The 18,823-nt window shown below is 57.2% G+C and carries 16 protein-coding genes and 1 pseudogene; 9 read left to right on the forward strand and 8 right to left on the reverse strand.

Annotated elements, in window-relative coordinates; all coding sequences use genetic code 11:
- Positions 1 to 35: 35 nt before the first annotated feature.
- The 5 genes from groL to H4W29_RS27580 all read left to right on the forward strand — a co-directional run bounded on the left by groL (position 36) and on the right by H4W29_RS27580 (position 5,825).
- Positions 36 to 1,664, forward strand: a complete 1,629-nt coding sequence (gene groL, locus H4W29_RS27560; protein WP_192731980.1) for a chaperonin GroEL — start codon at positions 36 to 38, stop codon at positions 1,662 to 1,664.
- 59 nt (positions 1,665 to 1,723) lie between these two features.
- Positions 1,724 to 2,023, forward strand: coding sequence for a hypothetical protein (locus H4W29_RS27565; protein ID WP_192731981.1), 300 nt, complete (start codon positions 1,724 to 1,726; stop codon positions 2,021 to 2,023).
- Entirely contained in the window at positions 1,998 to 2,420 is a 423-nt protein-coding gene (locus H4W29_RS27570) for a hypothetical protein (protein ID WP_192731982.1), read from the forward strand. The genes H4W29_RS27565 and H4W29_RS27570 overlap by 26 nt, the downstream gene beginning before the upstream one ends.
- Positions 2,421 to 2,509: 89 nt before the next feature.
- On the forward strand, positions 2,510 to 3,604 hold the full coding sequence (locus H4W29_RS27575) for a glycosyltransferase family 4 protein (RefSeq protein WP_192731983.1): 1,095 nt from the start codon (positions 2,510 to 2,512) through the stop codon (positions 3,602 to 3,604).
- A 16-nt stretch (positions 3,605 to 3,620) separates the two neighbouring features.
- Positions 3,621 to 5,825 carry an amylo-alpha-1,6-glucosidase gene (locus tag H4W29_RS27580; protein ID WP_192731984.1) on the forward strand — a complete coding sequence of 735 codons (2,205 nt, stop codon included), beginning with the start codon at positions 3,621 to 3,623 and terminating at the stop codon, positions 5,823 to 5,825.
- A 29-nt stretch (positions 5,826 to 5,854) separates the two neighbouring features.
- On the opposite strand, the gene H4W29_RS27585 is transcribed toward H4W29_RS27580, so the two are convergent.
- Positions 5,855 to 6,076 (reverse strand): hypothetical protein, encoded by a 222-nt coding sequence (locus H4W29_RS27585; protein ID WP_008532960.1) that lies wholly within the window; start codon positions 6,074 to 6,076, stop codon positions 5,855 to 5,857.
- A gap of 214 nt (positions 6,077 to 6,290) precedes the next feature.
- Here H4W29_RS27585 and H4W29_RS27590 point away from each other — a divergent pair, with 214 nt between their 5' ends.
- The 4 genes and pseudogenes from H4W29_RS27590 (at position 6,291) to H4W29_RS27605 (ending at position 9,860) form a co-directional block, all read left to right on the forward strand.
- Positions 6,291 to 6,767: an Hsp20 family protein gene (locus H4W29_RS27590; RefSeq protein WP_008532959.1), complete on the forward strand. Its 477-nt coding sequence runs from the start codon at positions 6,291 to 6,293 to the stop codon at positions 6,765 to 6,767.
- Between the two features lie 97 nt (positions 6,768 to 6,864).
- Positions 6,865 to 7,374 (forward strand): Hsp20/alpha crystallin family protein, encoded by a 510-nt coding sequence (locus H4W29_RS27595; RefSeq protein ID WP_192731985.1) that lies wholly within the window; start codon positions 6,865 to 6,867, stop codon positions 7,372 to 7,374.
- Between the two features lie 66 nt (positions 7,375 to 7,440).
- Positions 7,441 to 8,517 (forward strand): annotated as a pseudogene (locus H4W29_RS27600) (Do family serine endopeptidase); the annotation flags it as partial.
- Between the two features lie 440 nt (positions 8,518 to 8,957).
- Positions 8,958 to 9,860: a LysR family transcriptional regulator gene (locus tag H4W29_RS27605; protein WP_192731987.1), complete on the forward strand. Its 903-nt coding sequence runs from the start codon at positions 8,958 to 8,960 to the stop codon at positions 9,858 to 9,860.
- A 242-nt stretch (positions 9,861 to 10,102) separates the two neighbouring features.
- Here the strand turns inward: H4W29_RS27605 and H4W29_RS27610 are convergent, their stop codons facing one another.
- The 7 genes from H4W29_RS27610 to H4W29_RS27640 form a co-directional block, all read right to left on the reverse strand.
- Positions 10,103 to 10,849 carry an SDR family oxidoreductase gene (locus H4W29_RS27610; RefSeq protein ID WP_192731988.1) on the reverse strand — a complete coding sequence of 249 codons (747 nt, stop codon included), beginning with the start codon at positions 10,847 to 10,849 and terminating at the stop codon, positions 10,103 to 10,105.
- A gap of 314 nt (positions 10,850 to 11,163) precedes the next feature.
- Positions 11,164 to 12,345 carry a Fic family protein gene (locus H4W29_RS27615; protein ID WP_192731989.1) on the reverse strand — a complete coding sequence of 394 codons (1,182 nt, stop codon included), beginning with the start codon at positions 12,343 to 12,345 and terminating at the stop codon, positions 11,164 to 11,166.
- 201 nt (positions 12,346 to 12,546) lie between these two features.
- On the reverse strand, positions 12,547 to 12,858 hold the full coding sequence (locus H4W29_RS27620) for a type II toxin-antitoxin system RelE/ParE family toxin (protein WP_192731990.1): 312 nt from the start codon (positions 12,856 to 12,858) through the stop codon (positions 12,547 to 12,549).
- Complete coding sequence (locus tag H4W29_RS27625) at positions 12,855 to 13,106, reverse strand: type II TA system antitoxin, ParD family (protein ID WP_192731991.1); 252 nt, start codon at positions 13,104 to 13,106, stop codon at positions 12,855 to 12,857. Before H4W29_RS27625 ends, H4W29_RS27620 begins: the two co-directional genes overlap by 4 nt.
- Before the next feature lie 338 nt (positions 13,107 to 13,444).
- Complete coding sequence (locus H4W29_RS27630; protein WP_192731992.1) at positions 13,445 to 14,917, reverse strand: ATP-binding protein; 1,473 nt, start codon at positions 14,915 to 14,917, stop codon at positions 13,445 to 13,447.
- Between the two features lie 738 nt (positions 14,918 to 15,655).
- A complete protein-coding gene (locus H4W29_RS27635) occupies positions 15,656 to 16,615 on the reverse strand; it encodes a hypothetical protein (protein ID WP_192731993.1) in 960 nt (319 codons plus the stop codon).
- 562 nt (positions 16,616 to 17,177) lie between these two features.
- The gene (locus H4W29_RS27640) at positions 17,178 to 18,452 is read right to left on the reverse strand and encodes an OprO/OprP family phosphate-selective porin (protein ID WP_192731994.1); all 1,275 of its coding nucleotides are present in this window, start codon (positions 18,450 to 18,452) and stop codon (positions 17,178 to 17,180) included.
- Positions 18,453 to 18,823: the final 371 nt, after the last annotated feature.

Raw genomic sequence — 18,823 nt, forward strand, 5'->3', positions numbered from 1 at the left:
ATCAGTCAGTAGCTGCCTATTGAGGAGTTAAAGAAATGGCTGCGAAAGAAGTCAAATTCCACAGCGACGCCCGTGAACGCATGCTGCGTGGGGTCGATGTCCTTGCCAACGCCGTAAAGGTCACGCTCGGCCCGAAGGGCCGCAACGTGGTCATCGACAAGTCCTTCGGCGCTCCGCGCATCACCAAGGACGGCGTGTCCGTCGCCAAGGAAATCGAACTCGAAGACAAGTTCGAAAACATGGGCGCCCAGATGCTGCGCGAGGTTGCTTCCAAAACCAATGATCTCGCCGGCGACGGCACCACCACGGCGACCGTTCTGGCCCAGGCCATCGTCAAGGAAGGCGCCAAGGCGGTCGCCTCTGGCATGAACCCGATGGACCTGAAGCGCGGCATCGACCTTGCCGTCGACGCCGTCGTCAAGGAACTGAAGACCAACGCCCGCAAGATCACCAGCAATTCCGAGATCGCCCAGGTCGGCACAGTCTCGGCCAACGGCGACGAGGAGATCGGCAAGTACCTAGCCGAGGCGATGGAGAAGGTCGGCAACGAGGGTGTCATCACCGTCGAGGAAGCCAAGACCGCCGAGACCGAGCTCGAGGTTGTCGAAGGAATGCAGTTCGACCGCGGCTACCTCAGCCCCTACTTCGTCACCAACCAGGATAAGATGCGCGTCGAGTTCGAGGATCCCTATATCCTCATTCACGAAAAGAAGCTGTCGAACCTTCAATCCTTGCTGCCGGTCCTCGAGGCCGTTGTCCAGTCGAGCAAGCCTCTGCTGATCATTGCTGAGGATGTCGAGGGTGAAGCGCTTGCAACGCTCGTCGTCAACAAGCTGCGGGGCGGCCTGAAGATTGCGGCTGTCAAGGCGCCGGGATTCGGTGATCGCCGCAAGGCGATGCTGGAAGATATCGCCATCCTGACCGGCGGCACCGTCATCTCCGAAGATCTCGGCATCAAGCTCGAGAATGTGACGCTCAACATGCTTGGCCGGGCCAAGAAGGTGGCGATCGAGAAAGAGAACACCACCATCATCGACGGCGTCGGCTCCAAGTCCGAGATTGACGGCCGCGTTTCACAGATCCGGGCGCAGATCGAGGAAACCACGTCGGACTATGACCGCGAAAAGCTGCAGGAGCGGCTGGCCAAGCTTGCCGGCGGCGTCGCCGTCATCCGCGTCGGTGGATCCACGGAAGTCGAGGTCAAGGAGAAGAAGGACCGCGTTGACGACGCCCTGCATGCGACCCGTGCAGCAGTCGAGGAAGGCATCCTACCCGGTGGCGGTGTTGCACTCCTGCGGGCGGTGAAGGCTCTCGACAATCTTAGCACGGCCAACCAGGACCAGAAGGTCGGCATTGAGATCGTCCGCAGGGCCATCGAAGCCCCCGTGCGCCAGATTGCCGAGAACGCCGGCGCCGAGGGCTCCGTGATCGTCGGCAAGCTGCGCGAGAAGACCGACTTCTCCTTCGGCTGGAATGCCCAGACCGGCGAATACGGTGATCTCTACGCGCAGGGCGTCATCGATCCCGCCAAGGTGGTTCGCACCGCGCTTCAGGATGCGGCCTCTGTTGCTGGCCTTCTTGTGACCACCGAGGCGATGATCGCCGAAAAGCCCAAGAAGGACGCCGCGCCGGCAATGCCCGCCGGCGCCGGAATGGATTTCTAAAAAGGCGATCGGCAAGGCTCGCCCCAGCCGCCGTGGGGCGAGCCATCAGCGGAGGAAACATGCACTTGCCGTCGAAAGAAGACGCGCGCCTTTGCGCCGGCGTCGTCAGAGAGGTTGCCCGAGCAAAAGGGATAGCCGAGCCATTCTCCATCGGCCGGCTGACCGCCAGAGTCGCCAGATTGTTCAACAGGGGCATGCGAGACCGGGACAGCCTTCTGTCGGAAGCGATGGCAGTCGCCGACATGCCGGTGGCTTATGAGGAGCAGGGCGGCGCGCTTCACGCGTTGCGGAACATCAACCCAGGTACCATCGATTCATCCATGGAGCCAGAAAATGAGAGAGGACATCAACAACAGTAAAACCTGCTATGACGCGGAGGCAGCGATAAGCGCCGCGCATCTGCTTCATCCGGGAAATCATTTCAGTCACCCGCGTGACGTGCTTGCCGCCGATCATATTGGCCATGAGGAAAAGCGCGCCATCCTTGCCTCATGGGCGTCCGACACCTTCGCCGTCGAGTCCATTCCAGCCCTTCGTCTTTATCCTGGTACGAATCAAGCTGTCTCGTACGATGAGATAGTCGAAGCGCTGAAAACGCTCGACGCGCACGGTCAGCAGTTTGAAAGACACTGCTCGTCCAGTTCCTTCGACATTCGCCAGACCCGTCATCGCAGACCGCAAGCCCGCCGTTTCGGCGCATTTGGCCTGTGCAGCTACCGGAAAGGAAGCCATCGCCGACAGCCACTTGAGATTTAGAGCTTCCATCTGACTTGCCGCGTGCCTCGTTGAGGACGCGGCCCTGGTTTTTACCGACGACTCTTTGCTCAATCGAGGAGGTTTTGCCGATGAAGATCGCTCAGATCGCACCACTCGCCGAACGTGTTCCGCCCAAGCTCTATGGCGGCACCGAACGCATCGTTTCTTATCTTACCGAAGAACTCGTAGCCCAAGGCCACGATGTCACCCTCTTTGCCAGCGGCGATTCTGTCACCCGTGCCCGCCTGGTATCTTCCTCCGACGTCGCGTTACGCCTCAATCCGGCCGTGAAAGACCATCTGCCGCATCAGGTCGTGATGCTGGAGGAAATCCGTCGGCGGGCGCATGAATTCGATGTGCTGCACTTCCACATCGATCTGTTGCATTTCCCGATGATCCGGGAGTTTGCCGATCGCACGGTGACAACGCTGCACGGCCGTCTTGACCTGCCGGACCTCAAGCCCTTTTACTCTGCTTTTCCCGATATCCCGCTGGTGTCGATCTCCAATGACCAGCGCCGCCCCATGCCTCCGGTCAACTGGTCGGGAACGGTCTACCATGGCCTGCCGGTCGACCTGTTGCCATTTACAGAGAAACCGAAGGACAACTATCTTGCTTTCCTCGGACGGATATCGCCGGAAAAGCGACCGGATCGCGCCATTGAGATCGCAGCGAAGGTCGGTTTGCCGCTGAAGATCGCCGCCAAGATCGACCATGCCGACAGGGCCTATTGGGAGACGGTGATCGAGCCGATGGTCAGGAGCCATCCGAATGTCGAATTCATCGGCGAGATCAACGAGCATCAGAAGGCCGGCTTCCTCGGCAATGCCGGCGCGTTGCTGTTTCCGATCGACTGGCCAGAGCCGTTTGGGCTGGTCATGATTGAAGCAATGGCCTGCGGCACGCCCGTCATCGCGTTCGGATGCGGCTCCGTGCCGGAGGTCATCGACAACGGTATCTCTGGGATCCTCGTCGATAGCGTGGCCGACGCGGCCGAGAACGTCGAATGGGCGCTCAAGATGGATCGAAAGAAGGTTCGCGCGACATTCGAAGCGCGTTTCAGCGCCGAGCGGATGGCACGGGATTATCTGGACATCTATCGCAATCTTCCTGGCGTGCGCACCAAGGCGGCCCCGCTGCGCCGTGCCAACGGGCAGGACCTTGATCTGCAGGTCGTGGCATAATCCGGAGGCCGTCAGCATGTCGATCGCTTCTGTACACGATGAATCCGCATCGGCAGGTGGCCGGGCGCCGATCGCGCAGTTTTTCATTCCGGCAACCGCCTCGCTGCAGGAGCGGCGGCCTCGCACCCTGAAGCACGGCGACACATTCGCCGTCTTCGACCACAATGGTGACGCGCTTTCCGGGCCCGGCAGCCCGGAAGGCATCTTCCATCGGGACACACGCTGCCTGTCGCATCTGCATCTGACGATCAACGGCAAGCGGCCAATGCTTCTGTCGTCGACGCTGCGCGACGACAATGCGACCTTGACTTGCGATCTCACGAACCCCGATCTCTTTGACGGAAAGGGGAAGCTCACACTTGAGCATGATCTCATTCACCTGCGCAGGACACGCTTTCTGTGGAATGGCGGTTGTTACGAGCGCTTGGGGGTAAGGAACTACGACGAGCGACGACAACAAGTGCGCATCGAAATTTCGTTCGGAGCGGACTTCGCCGATCTGTTCGAGGTACGCGGAACCGTCAGGGCGAAGAAAGGCTGCCAGCTTCCGGCCGTGGTGGAACAGGATCGCGTTCTTCTGTCCTATATCGGCCTCGACGATCGGAAGCGCTCTACGCAGTTGTCCTTCGATCCGCGCCCAGATGAACTTGGTAGCGGCAATGTCACTTATGACCTTGATCTGGCGCCACACGAAACGCGGTCGCTATTCATCCAGATCTGCTGCGACCAGGCCAACGATAAGCCTCTAGGCTACCAGTCGTTTTTCCTTGGCCTACGCGATGCCCGCCGTGCATTGCGCTCCTCTTCTTCGCGCGCGGCATCGATCGTCACGTCAAACGATATTTTTAACGAGGCCGCCCAGCGAAGCGTCTCCGACCTTTACATGTTGATGACCGACAAGCCGGAAGGCCCCTATCCTTATGCCGGAATTCCTTGGTTCAGCACCGTTTTCGGACGCGATGCGCTGATCACGGCGCTGGAAACGCTGTGGCTTGATCCGCGCATTGCCTGTGGCGTACTCGGCCATCTTGCGACGAACCAGGCGACCGAGGTCGATCCGGCAGCAGACGCCGAGCCCGGAAAAATCTTGCATGAAGTGCGCTATGGCGAAATGGCCGAACTGGGCGAAGTGCCCTTCCGCCGCTATTATGGCAGTATCGACTCCACACCTTTGTTCATACTGCTGGCAGGCGAGTACCTGAAACGAACCGGCGATCTTGCCACAATCAATCGCCTTCTGCCGAATATCGAGGCCGCTCTCACCTGGATCGATGAACACGGCGATCGCGACGGTGATGGTTTCGTGGAATACGGGCGGTTGACGGAGGAAGGGCTGATCAATCAGGCCTGGAAAGACAGCCACGATTCTGTTTTCCACGCCGACGGCAGCCTCGCCAAAGGCCCGATCGCCATTGCCGAGGTTCAGGCCTACGTTTATGGCGCCTGGCAGGCAGCCGCCGCGATTTTCCGCCTGCTCGGCAGACCCGAACGCGCGGCAAAATTTTTGGCAAGGGCGGAAGGTCTTCGTCGTGCCTTCGATACGAGTTTTTTCGACGAGGAACTCGGCACCTTCGTTTTGGCGCTCGACGGGAACAAGCAGCCTTGCAGGGTCCGGTCCTCGAATGCGGGCCATGCCCTCTTCACCGGTGTCGCGTATCCGGAGCGGGCCACCCAGGTTGCCAAAACTCTGATGAGCGCGTCGTCCTTTTGCGGCTGGGGTATTCGCACCATCGCCTCCACCGAAGCGCGCTACAATCCGATGAGCTATCACAATGGCTCTGTCTGGCCGCATGACAATGCAATGATCGCCAGCGGTCTCGCCCGCTACGGATACCGCGCTGAGGCAAGTCGGATCCTCGAAGGTTTGTTTGCGGCCTCGACATATCTGGATTTGCGCCGTCTTCCGGAGCTCTTCTGTGGCTTGCCACGCCAGCGGGCTCAGGGGCCGACCTTCTATCCTGTTGCCTGCTCTCCTCAGGCATGGGCGGCCGCGGCGCCCCTCCTTCTGCTGCAATCCTGCCTCGGCCTCGACTTCGAACCGAATGCCCGGATCATCAGCTTCGACGAGCCGCAACTGCCTTCCTTCCTGGATGAGGTGATGCTGCGCCACCTGCGGGTCGGGAACGGCTGGGCCGACGTTGCCATTCGCCGCTCCGGACGTAGCGTGGTGGTTGACACTGTCGGTCGCCAGGGCGAGGTTCGCGTGTTGACCACCGCATAGACGAGGCTGCTTCCACACGGGCGGCTTGCCTACTCCAACTCCTCTTGGTCTGAGACGAGAAGGTCGATCACCAAGGCGGTCCTGCCTGTCGGCAGAGGCCGCCGTTCACTCATCAACGCCTCGTCGCAGTTGACCCATGCGAAGGCTTCCGCCAGTTCAGCCTGGTTGGCACCAGTTGCCACCACATCAGCTATCAAAGTTTCGTCGACAGGTCCGAGGATGGCGATGACGTCTTCGGAGGTCATTGTCATACCCATTACTCCTTTTGTTTCATCACAGGAATCTGGTGGTCCAAACAGAAAAAATCAAATTTTTCTACCGAGCAAATCCAACGTTCTTGAAACTACAAGCTACTGAATTATATCACTATTGTCCGGTCGCCCAAAGGGGATCGGCAAGTCCAGGAGGCGCCATTTGCTCTTGGCGTCTTCTTGTATCCATGTTGCTTGAAAGGAGGATATGGCTATGAGAACAAACCTCGATTTCTCTCCCCTGTTCCGGTCGAGCATTGGCTTCGACCGAATGATGAATGCGCTCGAAGCTGCAAGCCGCGTCGAAACGATCGACAACTGGCCGCCCTACGACATCGTCAAGTCCGGTGAAGGCGCGTATCGCATTGCCATGGCAGTGGCCGGCTTTTCGCAGGACGAACTGACGATCACGCAGGATCAGAGCATGCTCTTCGTATTCGGCCAGAAGGCAAATGCTGACGATGTACAGTATCTGCATCGGGGCATCGCCGGCCGCTCGTTCCAACGACGGTTCGAACTTGCCGACCACGTCAAAGTCGTGGGTGCTGGCCTCGTCAACGGTCTGCTGACCATCGATCTCAAGCGCGAAATCCCCGAGGAGATGAAACCGCGCCAGATCGCGATCAGCACCGGCGAAGCGCTGCCTATGACTGAGACAAAGCAGATCGAAGCCAACAAGCAAGCGGCTTAAGCCATCCTCGGCGCGAATGCGCGCACAAGGCCCTGAGCGACGCCTGGGGCCGGCAGCGAAGCTTTGCCGAATGAACCACAAGATAAGGAGAAGAAACATGAGTGTTCGTGATTTGATTCCCTGGGGCCGAAGCAATGGCAATCAGGTTCCAGGTCTTCCACGCGATGACGACCGTGATCCCTTCCTGTCGCTGCATCGCGAAGTAAACCGCCTGTTCGACGACGTCTTCCGCGGCTTCGGCTCCGGTCTGCCGTCGTTTACCAGCACTTCCGGCCTCGGTTCCGGCTGGCCAAGCGTCGAGATCTCCGACACCGACAAGGAGATCAGGATCACGGCCGAAGTCCCCGGCCTGGAGGAGAAGGACATCGAGGTCCTCCTGAATGACGGCGTGTTGACGCTGAAGGGCGAGAAGCGCTCGGAGACCGAAGACAAGGATCGCCAGTTTACTGAGCGCTACTATGGCCGCTTCGAGCGCCATATTCCGCTCACCGTCGAAGTCAAGGAAGACGAGGTCGAAGCGCGCTTCCGAAACGGCGTGCTGACTGTGACCTTGCCCAAGGACGAGAAGGCGCAGTCGCAGGTCAAACGTATCGCGATCAAACATTAAGGAAAAAGCCGGAGGACGTCCTCCGGCTTTTTTCTGCGTCAGCATGTTCAAAACGAAGGAGGGACCATGTCTGCGTTCGTTAAGCTCATCAGGCCATTGATCATCGTCTTCACCGTCTCCCTGCTCATTGGCGGCTTGCCAGCCCAGGCGCAATTCGTGCCCGGGATCGGCGGCAGCGTGCCGACGCTTGCTCCGATGCTGGAGAAGGTAACGCCGGCAGTCGTCAACATCTCGGTTGTCTCGCAGGCCCCCGAAGAGGATAACCCGCTCTACAGCGACCCCTATTTCCGCCGCTACTTCAACCTTCCGGATCGACCTCAGGCGGAGCCGCGACTGAGCGCCGGATCGGGCGTCATTGTCGATGCAACACGCGGCTACGTCCTGACGAACCATCATGTCGTCGCAAATGCCCGCAAGATCCTCGTGACGCTGAAGGATGGAAGGCGGCTGGATGCAAAGCTTGTCGGCTCCGACAAGGGTACCGACATTGCGGTTCTCCAGATACCGGCCCGCAATCTGACAGCGTTGCCTTTCGGTGACTCGGACGCATTGCGCGTTGGCGATTATGTTGTGGCGATCGGCAATCCCTTCGGGCTGGGTCAGACCGTCACGTCCGGAATTGTCAGCGCGCTTGGCCGAAGCGGTCTCAGCCGAGAAGGTTATGAGGATTTTATCCAGACGGACGCCTCGATCAATCCAGGCAACTCGGGTGGCGCGCTGGTGACTTTCGACGGCCGGCTGGCAGGGATCAACTCCGCAATACTGAGCCCAGCCGGCGGCAACATCGGTATCGGGTTTGCGGTGCCTGGCAAGATCGCAAGATTGGTGATGACTCAGCTGATCCAGCATGGCGAGGTCATTCGCGGCAAGCTCGGCGTGGCGATCCAGGATATCGATTCCGATATCGCAGCGTCGCTCGGGCTGGAAGACGCGGGCGGCGCGCTGATCGCCGCGGTTGAACAGGGATCCCCGGCCGCTGCAGCGGGTTTAAAACCGGGTGACGTGGTGGCAGCTGTCGATGGTCGGCAAGTTCATGGCGCTGCCGATCTGCGCAATCGCATAGGTCTCACGCCAGTGGGCTCGCAGATCGAGCTGACCGTTAGGAGTAGTGGCTCGGAGCGTACGGTTAGGGCACGCGTGAGCGGATCATAGAAGCCGCCTCTCTTCATGTTTCCGTTCGCGGTTCGTCCACGGCCGGGAATGCTCATTAGCGGGGAATTCAATGGTGCCAGCTTTCGTAGGCTGTTGCGAACGCAAAGAAGCACTCGACGAGCCTTAGCGCAAACCCTCGCCTTGATGGGATCAGATCAGTCGACAAGTTAATCCCTGAACAGGCCGGCGGTGTACCTGATACTCTCCTGGAACAAGCCGGAGGTAGGATCGCGCGCTGAAATCGATGTTGCATATGCTGATCCTCCGATGGATCAGCGAAAACCTCGCCCAACCGCAGCAATTGGGAGTCACAGCCAATGTTTGCGACAAGCCCACAGCAGATCCAACCAGAGGTTCCCCAAATGGAGTGGGCAAGCTAATTTCGTAATTGTGTTCTAATTCTGGTGATTCATTTGGATCGACTACAAGCGATGGCGATGCTGGTGTCCTCGGTCGAGGAGGGAAGCCTGTCGGCGGCTGCAAGAAAAATGCGCGTCCCCGTCGCTACCCTCACGCGAAACGTCAACGACCTTGAGACACTGGTTGGTACGAAGCTACTCGTCAGGACGACCCGAAAGCTCGAATTGACCGACGCAGGGACCGCATACGTTGCCTCCGCGAGACATATCCTGGAGCAGGTCGATGAGCAGGAGCGTCGCGCTGCTGGCGAGTTTACCGCCCCACGCGGCGAGCTTGTCGTGACCACACCTGTCCAGGTTGCGCGACTACGCGTTTTGCCAGTTATCACTCAATTTCTCAGTTTATACCCTGAAATACGCATCAAGCTTGTGCAGTCTGACCGCAATGTCGATCTCGTCGATTCACATACGGATGTCGCAATCCGGATTGGACGCCTACGCGATAGCGGGTTGGTTGCAACCAGAGTGGGAACTTTGCGAGTGGTGGTCGCGGCCAGCCCGGCTCTCTTGGAAACTCACGGCGTGCCGAAAACGCCAGAGGAGCTGAGTGATTATCCTTGCGTGGTATTTGACAGCCCATATCTGTCGCCGTGGCGCTTCCGCAACCCTGCTACAGGAGACATCTTTACAGTCGCCGATGTGCCAAGATTGCTTGTGTCGTCGCCGGACGCTGCCGCCGATGCCGCAATTGATGGGGTTGGGGCGACCCTTGTACTTGAGCACGACGTGGCCGACGCCGTGAACGCGGGGAAGCTGCAGTTTATCTTGCAAGCGTTCGAAGTCGAACCGATACCGGTTAATCTGGTCCATCTCTCGCAAAATATAATGCCAGTCAAACTGCGCCGGTTCCTCGATTTCGCTACGCCGAAACTTCGCGCGGCGCTGGCCGATTTCGGGCGCATCCCATCAGTTTAGCGGCGACATCGGTGTGATCAAATCCATGGAGTTGCTGGAGGTAAGCGAGACGTCGAGGATTAGTTTCGCCGCTGCGGCCACACATTCATCAAGCGGCGGCGACCGCTCCTTTTCAGCCGGCCAACGGGTCAGGCCAGGAGCGGATCCAATTTATGGGGCTCGCTGTTTGTAAGCGAACGGCCCGCCATCCGCAGAAATGCCTAGACCGCGGGCCAAGTTGGCGATGACGTGACAAAAGCCCGTTAGAACTGGGTCAACCCACCGTCAATCACCAGTTCTGCGCCGGTTGTGTAAGACGAGTCGTCGGACGCCAAAAATAGAACGGCTTTTGCGAGTTCGGCGGCTCCGCCGAAGCGCTTCAGACCGATCTTCTGCGTGATTCCTGCGGCCACTTCTGAAAGGACGGAATCAGGCAGGCCGATCTTGCCGTAAAACGGCGTAGCGATCGCGCCGGGGCTGACAGCATTCACACGGATACCACGAGGCGCCAGTTCTGCACCCAGGGTGCGGACCAGTGAGCGCGTTGCAGCCTTGGTGGCAGCGAGGATCGAGAGGCCGGGATAACCAATCGTGTTCAGGAACGAGGTGGTGACGATGATGCTACCGCTGTCAGCGATGATCGGAGCCGTCTTCTGGATCGTGAAGAACGTGCCGGTGAAGTTGAGCGCAACGTTTTCAGCAACATATTCTTCGGTTGCAGCTTCGAGAGGTGCGGCAGTGGTGGCACCGGCATTGGCGAACACGACATCGATGCGACCAAACTTCGTGCGGGTTTCTTCGACCGCACGTTCGATATCGGCGACCTTGCGGATATCGGCTCGAACGAGAAGAGCCTCGCCGTCAAGTTCTTTGCCAGCTGCAGCCAGACGCTCCTCGTTGGAGCTGACCAGAACGACATTCGCACCTTCTGCCTGGAACAACTTTGCAGTCTCCAGACCGATACCCGACGAGCCGCCAGTGATGAAAGCGACCTTGTTTACTAGCTTCATTTTAGCCTCCTTGGCTTTTAAAGTTAAATTGTGAAAACAACCACAAGTCCCGCTCGCTTAATCGTTCTGGCTGGCAAACGGTTTGCTTGGAGGCGACAATGCATTTAGTTGTAAATCTGTGGAATTAGCGAAATTTGGGAAACAACCTCAGGCTGGCGGAAAAGCCATAGTCAGCCTGCTTCTGATATAAGAGGCCGTTCGCTCGCGCCTTTATCCTATTGTTTTCATTGATGTCGTGTTTGATGGAAGTCGCTATTCTGACAAAACCATGATAAAAATGTAATCAGCCGCGCTCCCCTAGAACGCTAAGTTTTTTACGAGGTTGCGGGCAACGGATCAGTGCCTTCACTGAGGATCGCCAGGTACCGCCTATAGCTGAAGACACGTCCTCGCTTCCGGCCGGTCACCTCCTCGAGCACTCCAAAACGTTCCAGGTCTGTCAGTGCTGCGTTGACTGTTGGAGCCGATAGGCCCGTCAGTTCAGCGAGTTGCCCGGGCGTCAGGAAAGGGTTTTGCTGGAAAAGATCATGGATGCGAAGCGCCGAGCCGGCTCGGTCGCTTTTGGTCGTGATTGTTTCGCGGTCTTCCTTAAACACGTCTACGATGCGAGTGGCGGCCTCAAACGCCTGGTTGGCAGTGTCGGCTACGCCAGTGAGGAAGAATTCAAGCCACCCCTCCCAATTGCCCTGCTCACGAACTTCTTGAAGCAGACGATAGTATTCTGCGCGATGGGTTTTTAGATAAAGGCTCAGATAAAGCAGAGGCTTACGCAATACACCGTTCATGCAAAGGTATAGCGTCACCAGTAGACGGCCAATCCGCCCATTGCCGTCCAAAAACGGATGGATTGTTTCAAATTGAACGTGCAGAAGACCGGCCTTTATGAGCGCAGGCAGACGGGAGCGGTCCTCATGCATGAAATGCTCGAGCGCATTTAGACAGCCATCCATCTCACTGACCGGTGGCGGTACAAAGAGTGCGTTGCCCGGTCGCGTGCCTCCAATCCAGTTCTGTGATCGCCGAAATTCTCCCGGGTTTTTTGTGCCTCCGCGTCCACTCTGCAGCAATCGCGCATGCATTTCACGTATTAGGCGTAGCGACATCGGAAGGTCTTGTAACCGCTCCAGACCATACATCATTGCATCGACGTAATTTGAGACTTCGCGAATATCATCGATTGGTTGCCCGGCCTGCGCTTCCATCTCAAAACGTAGCAGATCGGAAAGCGTCGACTGCGTCCCTTCGATCTGTGAGGATAAGACAGCCTCTTTTCTAACGTACATATAAAGAAAGAGCTCCTGACGCGGGAGCAGCATTGTGATGCCATCCAACCGTCCAAGCGCTCGCTCTGCTAAGCTAAGTCGCTCCAAGAGTGAAAGCACATCGATGGAAGGTACCGGTGGCAAAGGCGGAGGCACGAATGCCCGCACAGACTCGCCGGCCACAGAGGTTTCGACAAAGCGGCCATACCGCTGATTAGGCTCGGAATCAGACATGGCGTGAGTATGATTTTCAACCGCTATTTAAGCAAGGCGCCGTTTTTTTTAATAAGGAAGAAGCTAAGTTAAGCCCCCTTAAATAAGCGTCGCTCAGTTCCACCGCCTTGATGGGATCTGAACCGGCGATCCCGCTTCTAACCACGCGATAACAATGACCTATGGACCTAGCGCTCAGGCAATCTCGCCTTCGCCGAAAGATCATTCATTCAGACGGCCGGCCAAACGCTGCATGAGATCCATTCGTTCATGAAAAATCGCCACAATCAGGGCGGGTGCATCCTCGCGACGCAGACAAAAGACGTAGTGATGTTCGCACCGCGCCATTCGTAACGCCGGATGAAGCGCGCTCATATCCTTGAAAGGACCTTTGCCCTCAGCCAGGTTTGCGATACCTCGCTCCAAAGCTGAGACGTAGCGGCGTACTTGGGCAGCACCCCATTGCGCACGTGTGTAGCGGATTACCGAACGTAGATCCGATTCCGCCTCTGCGGTAAGAATGTAGGCCCTCAAGCACGATCCTCGGCAATCTCCTCGTCGAGGATCTCACCTACGGTTTTGGCCGACAATTTTCCGGCGAGCCCGTCATTGATGCGCGTCTTCATCAACGTCTTCAGCTCCTCCCAGGCTCGTTCTCCATCTGTGTCACCGGGAAAGAGGCGCTCGAGCGCGTACTGCTTGATTGTCTTGCCCTGCAAAGCGGCGAGCGCCTTCAGGCTTTGATGTTGCTGGTCCGTTATGTCGATCGTCAATCGGCTCATCTGACGTGCTCCTGAACTTAGAAAAACCACATTAACACATATGTGGGAATGTGGCCACCGCCGCGATGCTCCTGATCTTCCCGATGTCGCCTAACACTGCTGATTTTTGCGTGTCTTGAGCGAAGTGAGATTTTCGCTCCCACCGGACGGATCTACTCTCCCATCTCAACAAATCCCGATCGGCCTATGCCAGCTCTTGAAGGGAACCGAACCGACAGTACGCTCTTTCGGAGGTGATATTGCCAGGTATTTGGCCACGGTCTTTTAAGGCCGTCATACTGTCCCGATGAAAAAACTACGGTCCAGGACGTCAGCGACGACCAGGTTTGGCAGTTCTTTCAAACGACCAGCGCCGAAGCCTGTGGAAGGACAATACGAAATGTCGCACCCCTGTCCTCGTTGTTGAACGCCTCGACTTTACCGCCATGAGCTTCCGCGATCGTTCGACAGATGGACAGCCCTATGCCCATGCCATGAAGCTTTGTGGTGAAGAAGGCGTCGAACAGCCGGCCCGCGACCCCCTCCGGAATCCCAAGCCCCGCATCCTGGACTTCAACGGCAACACTGTCCTCACAATTTCGCGAACGGATTGATATCTGACGCTCGCTCTCCGGAGTCGTTGCCATGGCATCGAAACCGTTCATCAAGAAATTCACGAGGATCTGCTGTAGTTGTACCTTGTCGGCTTTCACCAGCTTCAGATTCGACTCCAGATCAATCGTGCACCGGATGTTTCTGTCCTGGGCTTCCCGCTGCAGGATTTGTACGACGTCGGCCACGACATGGTTTAGATCAAGGGGCCTCGTTTGGACCTCTGCCTTTTTGGTCATATTCCGGAGATTGGAGATCAAAGCTCCAGCGCGCGCTGCATTGTCGATGATGCGGGACAGACTCAGACGGACGTTGTCCAATTGAGGCGGTTCTCGGTCGAGCCACCTTACGCCGGTCTCTGCATTCAACTTAATCGCGGCGAGCGGTTGATTTATTTCGTGGCTAATGGAGGCAACCAGCTCTCCCATCGCAGTCAACCTGGTGACATGGGCAAGCTCGGCTTGAGACTTCTGTAGCGACCCACTTATGCGTTTGGCCTCGGTTACATCCATAACCGCCGCCGAAACCCGGATCTTTCCGCCCTGTTCGAGTTCGGCCTTACCAAGTACAGCAAGCTGCTTAACGGTACCATCTGGCATCACGATCCGATGTTCGAAATCGATGCGTTTCGCAGGCTCAGTCAGTTGGAAGAACCGGCTCTGTGCCAAAGCGATATCGCCGGGATGTACACGTGCAATCATGCGCTGCACGCTTGGTGAGGTGTCGCTGCTGTATCCTAGCACTCGGTATGCCTGCGCGGACCAGAAGACTTCGCCATCAGGCACAATGAAGCTCACGCTTCCGGTCTGGCTCAGGGCCTGGGCATCTGTCAAATATGCTTCGCTTGCTCTCAGCTTTTCCTGGACGCGTCGTTGCGCCGAGCCAAGCAGCCAGAGTAGCAGGATAGCCTCGCTAAAAAGGAGAAATATATGCAGTTCCTCGTCGGGCAGAGCGAAGGGATCGATTGAATAAAGGGGCTCCAGCAGAAAGAACCTAGTGCTGAAAATCGTGAACACCGAAGCCACTAAGCCGGGCCCTATACCAAATCTCCACACAGAAAACATGACGGCGAGCAACATGGTCGCAAAGGCCGTGGGAACATGGAAGCTATTGAGAGTTAGCGCTATCGGTAGCGTGACAGCAATTACAAGAACCATAAGTCCGTAGCGGATGGCGTGATTTTTCGGCATCGCCACTGCCTCAGATACTTTTAATACCATGAAATTCTCCGGGAATAAGAACGGTCTGGCTCAGCAGGGCAAGCGCCTGTGAATTGCCAAGCCTCGGATTCTGCGGTGATGGCTTGTTGCGGGCGTGAAATCTCACTGAACTGCGCGCGAAAGCGCAGTTAGAAGTGAGTTGCTGAAAGCAAACCCAAATGTTTCGCTGGAGACCTCGCGAACGGTCATGTGGCCTCTCAAAGTCGCAACGCCGGAAGCGATCTCTGAGGACGGCCGGAAAGCGGAGAAATGGCACTATCGAATTCGTGCCTCGATAAAGAAAGAACTCGTTCCACTCACTCAAGGTGATTGGCATGGCAGTCGTCTCCTGTAGCAGGCAAGCGTGCAACTGCTGTCGGTAGGCAAGCCAAGGGTGGCAAGCCTGAAATCGGATCAAAGGCATCGCAGTAATATCCGCGATGGCACCGAAACCTCACTTCGCGCCTTGGGTGAACAATCGGGATGAGTAGCTGCAACTACCCGTTATTCTCCGGTCAAAATATTCCCCTGTGGGGGATGAAAAGTTTCTGGATGCGTGTCCAGCTAAATGCACTTCAGCTGTGACGAAGACCCGACTTCCGCACTGTGTCGTTCAGCGATCATCGCCGCGCGAACAAATCGAAGCGCGCGGTGTGGCGTTCAATTCTAAAGAGACGGAATCGATCCTGCAGCATCACCGCGCTATGCCCTGATGGGGCATATCAATTCCGCTATCAGATTTCGCGGAACATCGGTGATTCACAGAGGTGTCGAATTTCCCGGCGAGTTCCGCGGCCGCTGCAGCGCCATCGCCAAGTCTTCCCACGAATTCACACCGACTACCCGGTAAATAACGGAAAGATGCTTCTTGAGCGCCTCCTTACTAATCCCCGTCGAACTCAGGCAGTCTGCACGCGAGCCGTCCTCTGCAGCGACCTGTGCGATCAAGCGTTGAAGCGGCGACAGCGGCATATCCAGGATCGCATGTATAATCCGAAGGCGTTTGGGCACCTCCATATCGAGCGAGATGAGCACCCGTTTCGTACCCTCTGTTGAGAATTCATGCATCTGGGTTGCTGTAGCGCGAAGCCGACCCCACGGAATGTCCAGGATATCGCTTGTCACACCCGCCGTCTCCAGCCGACGACAAAGGTCCTCGGCAAATCGCGGTGGCAGCGTCGCGGAAGCTGTAACGCGGATGTCCTGCCCGACGATCGCGCACGCGTGAAGAAGGCGGGATGCTTCATCGCTCACCGCCAGCAACTTTGTGCCAGACCAATCGACAAGCATATGGCCGGGCGCATAGCGTCGCTCCCACGGCCCCTCCGGGGAGTGCCGTTCGATAGCGTGTCGCAGGTAGGGGAGCGCCTGTCTGAAATACGATGCGTCGTGTTCCTCAAACGGCTTTTGCCCGGTGCGAAACAGCATTACAACCGCTCGTGTCTGACTTTCAATGTCGACCTTCAAATCAACGGAATGGAGGTTTGCACTGGCCTTGACCATAAGGTTGAAGGTTTTGGAACAAAAATAATCCCGCCTCGGATTCATCAGGATTCCGACAGGATCTTCATTCTCCGTAGGCAAGTTCGGGGAATTGAGCTCCGATGGATCCGAAAAGAACCGATGGTAATCATCACCGAACACCTCAATCGCACAATCTGCGGTGCTTTCGTAGAAAAGGCCCGCGGGCAGACCGTTCTGATCGAGCCAGAACAGCAAGACGGAGTCGGCCCCCACAAGTTCCCGGACTATACGGCAGGCGGCAGGCGCGATAGGTCCGATCCCCGCTCCCGCTCGGCACAAGAGATCAAGTTCGTGCCATTTGCGTTTCTTGCGGTATCGTTGGACATTCATCTGCATTGACTCGACATTTGCATATTGCCGACGTTTGTTAGCGGCAACGTATTCGACTCTGCCCCCGTCAGAGCTTTCATAAGGGACGGCTTATTCACGTTCAAATCACGACAACAAACGGTTGCGGCACGGCACTCTCCGGATGCAGTGCACGGACTTAATCGTAGACATCTCGCCCAAGGCCATCCCTGTCCCGGAAGCACGACGGGCGCTCCTCTATGTCGTCGGAGTACTCGGCGGAGTGACACCTTCATCCGGCAAGTAGGCGAATGACGGAGGAACAAGCGGGAGAATTGGTCTTTCCCGAATCAGGAAATATTCCAAGCGCGGCAACCCGGGTCGGTTACAATGGACTGCGGGACATCCGGCTTTTTTTGTGCAACGCTGCCCTTGTTTTCTCCGGATCTGCTCGCACAAATGATTACTTCTAAAATGCGATCTGCGCCCGCAACTGGAAGATATCCGCCTGCCCATCGCTGCCGCCGATGCTGCGGGCGGTCGGATCGGCCCATGCGTGGATGTAGTTCGCCATCAAGCGGGCATAGGGTTCAGGATACCAGTTCAGGCCAAGCGTCACGTCTTGCTGAACACCGCCCCGAATGTCGTGGCTCGCAAGGTCGATAACGGAGTAACGAGCGACGGCTTCGAACACGCCAGCCCCGCCATGCGTCACCCGTTGGTCCGGTCTCGGCTGGACCCGCTTGAATATGCCAACCTCGGTTGCCGTATCGGCCTCGACCACATAGGGCGCCGCATCGCCGTTGAGGACCCAGCCCCCTTGCAGGTATCCTCCCTGGAAGAACGCGTCCGGTTTCGTGTCGCAATCGACCTGAGTTGCGATGTATTCGGCCTGCATGCGCAAAGGACCACTGGCCCAGGCAAATTCCAGGCCCAGGCGGCCGATTGCACTCGCGTCTTCGATCTTGCCCGTCTTGACGAGATCGGGATTGAACAGGAAGCTCTCCGGCGTGGTGGAGAACGAGGCGCCGACATTGTTCGCGAGCGAGTGGTAGTTCGCTGAAATGCCGAAATGGAGAACCTCGTGTGAGTTCATGATCGGCGCATAGGTCGCGCGAATCGTTCCTTCAAGACCTACCCCGTCGACGCTGTGATTGATGTTGCCCCCGAAGACGCCCACGGAAATTGTCCAGTTCTCCCCGTGTGTGCCGACGGCCGCACCCGTGTTGCGCCCGGCAGGCCCGGAGGCAAACGCGGACGCAAGCGAACGCTCCATGAACATGATATCATTGTTGGATGTGAGCTCGTCGAGGCTGAAGGGCTCCTTGAAATTGCCGACAGTTATCGTGAACGGGGAAAAGCCCTTGTAGCTTGCGAGCAGATTGTTGATTGGGGTCGTGTCACTGCTGAAGTCGTACTGAAGATTCAAAATCAAGTCGTCGTAGATCGTGATCTTCGGCTCGAACCAAAAACGCCGAATATCGGCATGCTTGGGAAACTCGTCGGTAACAGCCGAACTGCCACCGGTTCCAAAATCAGCGTGCAGACGACCGCCGAGGTGGAATTTTATGCCTCCGTCAGCGGATTGGAGCGTTAGGCCGTGCTCGTCAACCACCAAGAGGCGGTCGCCCTTCACTGTAGCGGCTTGGTCCTGCGCCAACACATGGCTTTCCGAAAACAAGACCAGAGCTCCGGCACGCAGAACCAGAGACCCGAAATGAGAGATAGTTGAAGTGAATACCATGAAATTCTCCGGAAATAAGAACGGTCTGGCTCAGCGGGGCAAGCGCCTGTGAAATTGTCAAGCCTCGGATCGGCGATTCTGCGATGATGGCTTCTTGTGGGCGTGAATCTCACTGAACTGCGCGCGAAAGGCAGTTAGAAATGAGTTGCTGAAAGCAAACCCAAATGTTTCGCTGGAGGCCTCGCGAACGGTCCTGTGGCCTCCCAAAGTCGCAACGCCGGAAGCGATCTCTGAGGACGGCCGGAAAACGGAGAAATGGCACTATCGAATTCGTGCCTTGATAAAGAAAGAACTCGTTCCGCTCACTCAAGGTGATTGGCATGGCATCGTCTCCTTTAGCAGGCAAGCGTGCAACTGCTGTCGGTAGGCAA

Source organism: Rhizobium viscosum, assembly GCF_014873945.1.
GTDB classification, from domain to species: Bacteria; Pseudomonadota; Alphaproteobacteria; order Rhizobiales; family Rhizobiaceae; genus Rhizobium; species Rhizobium viscosum.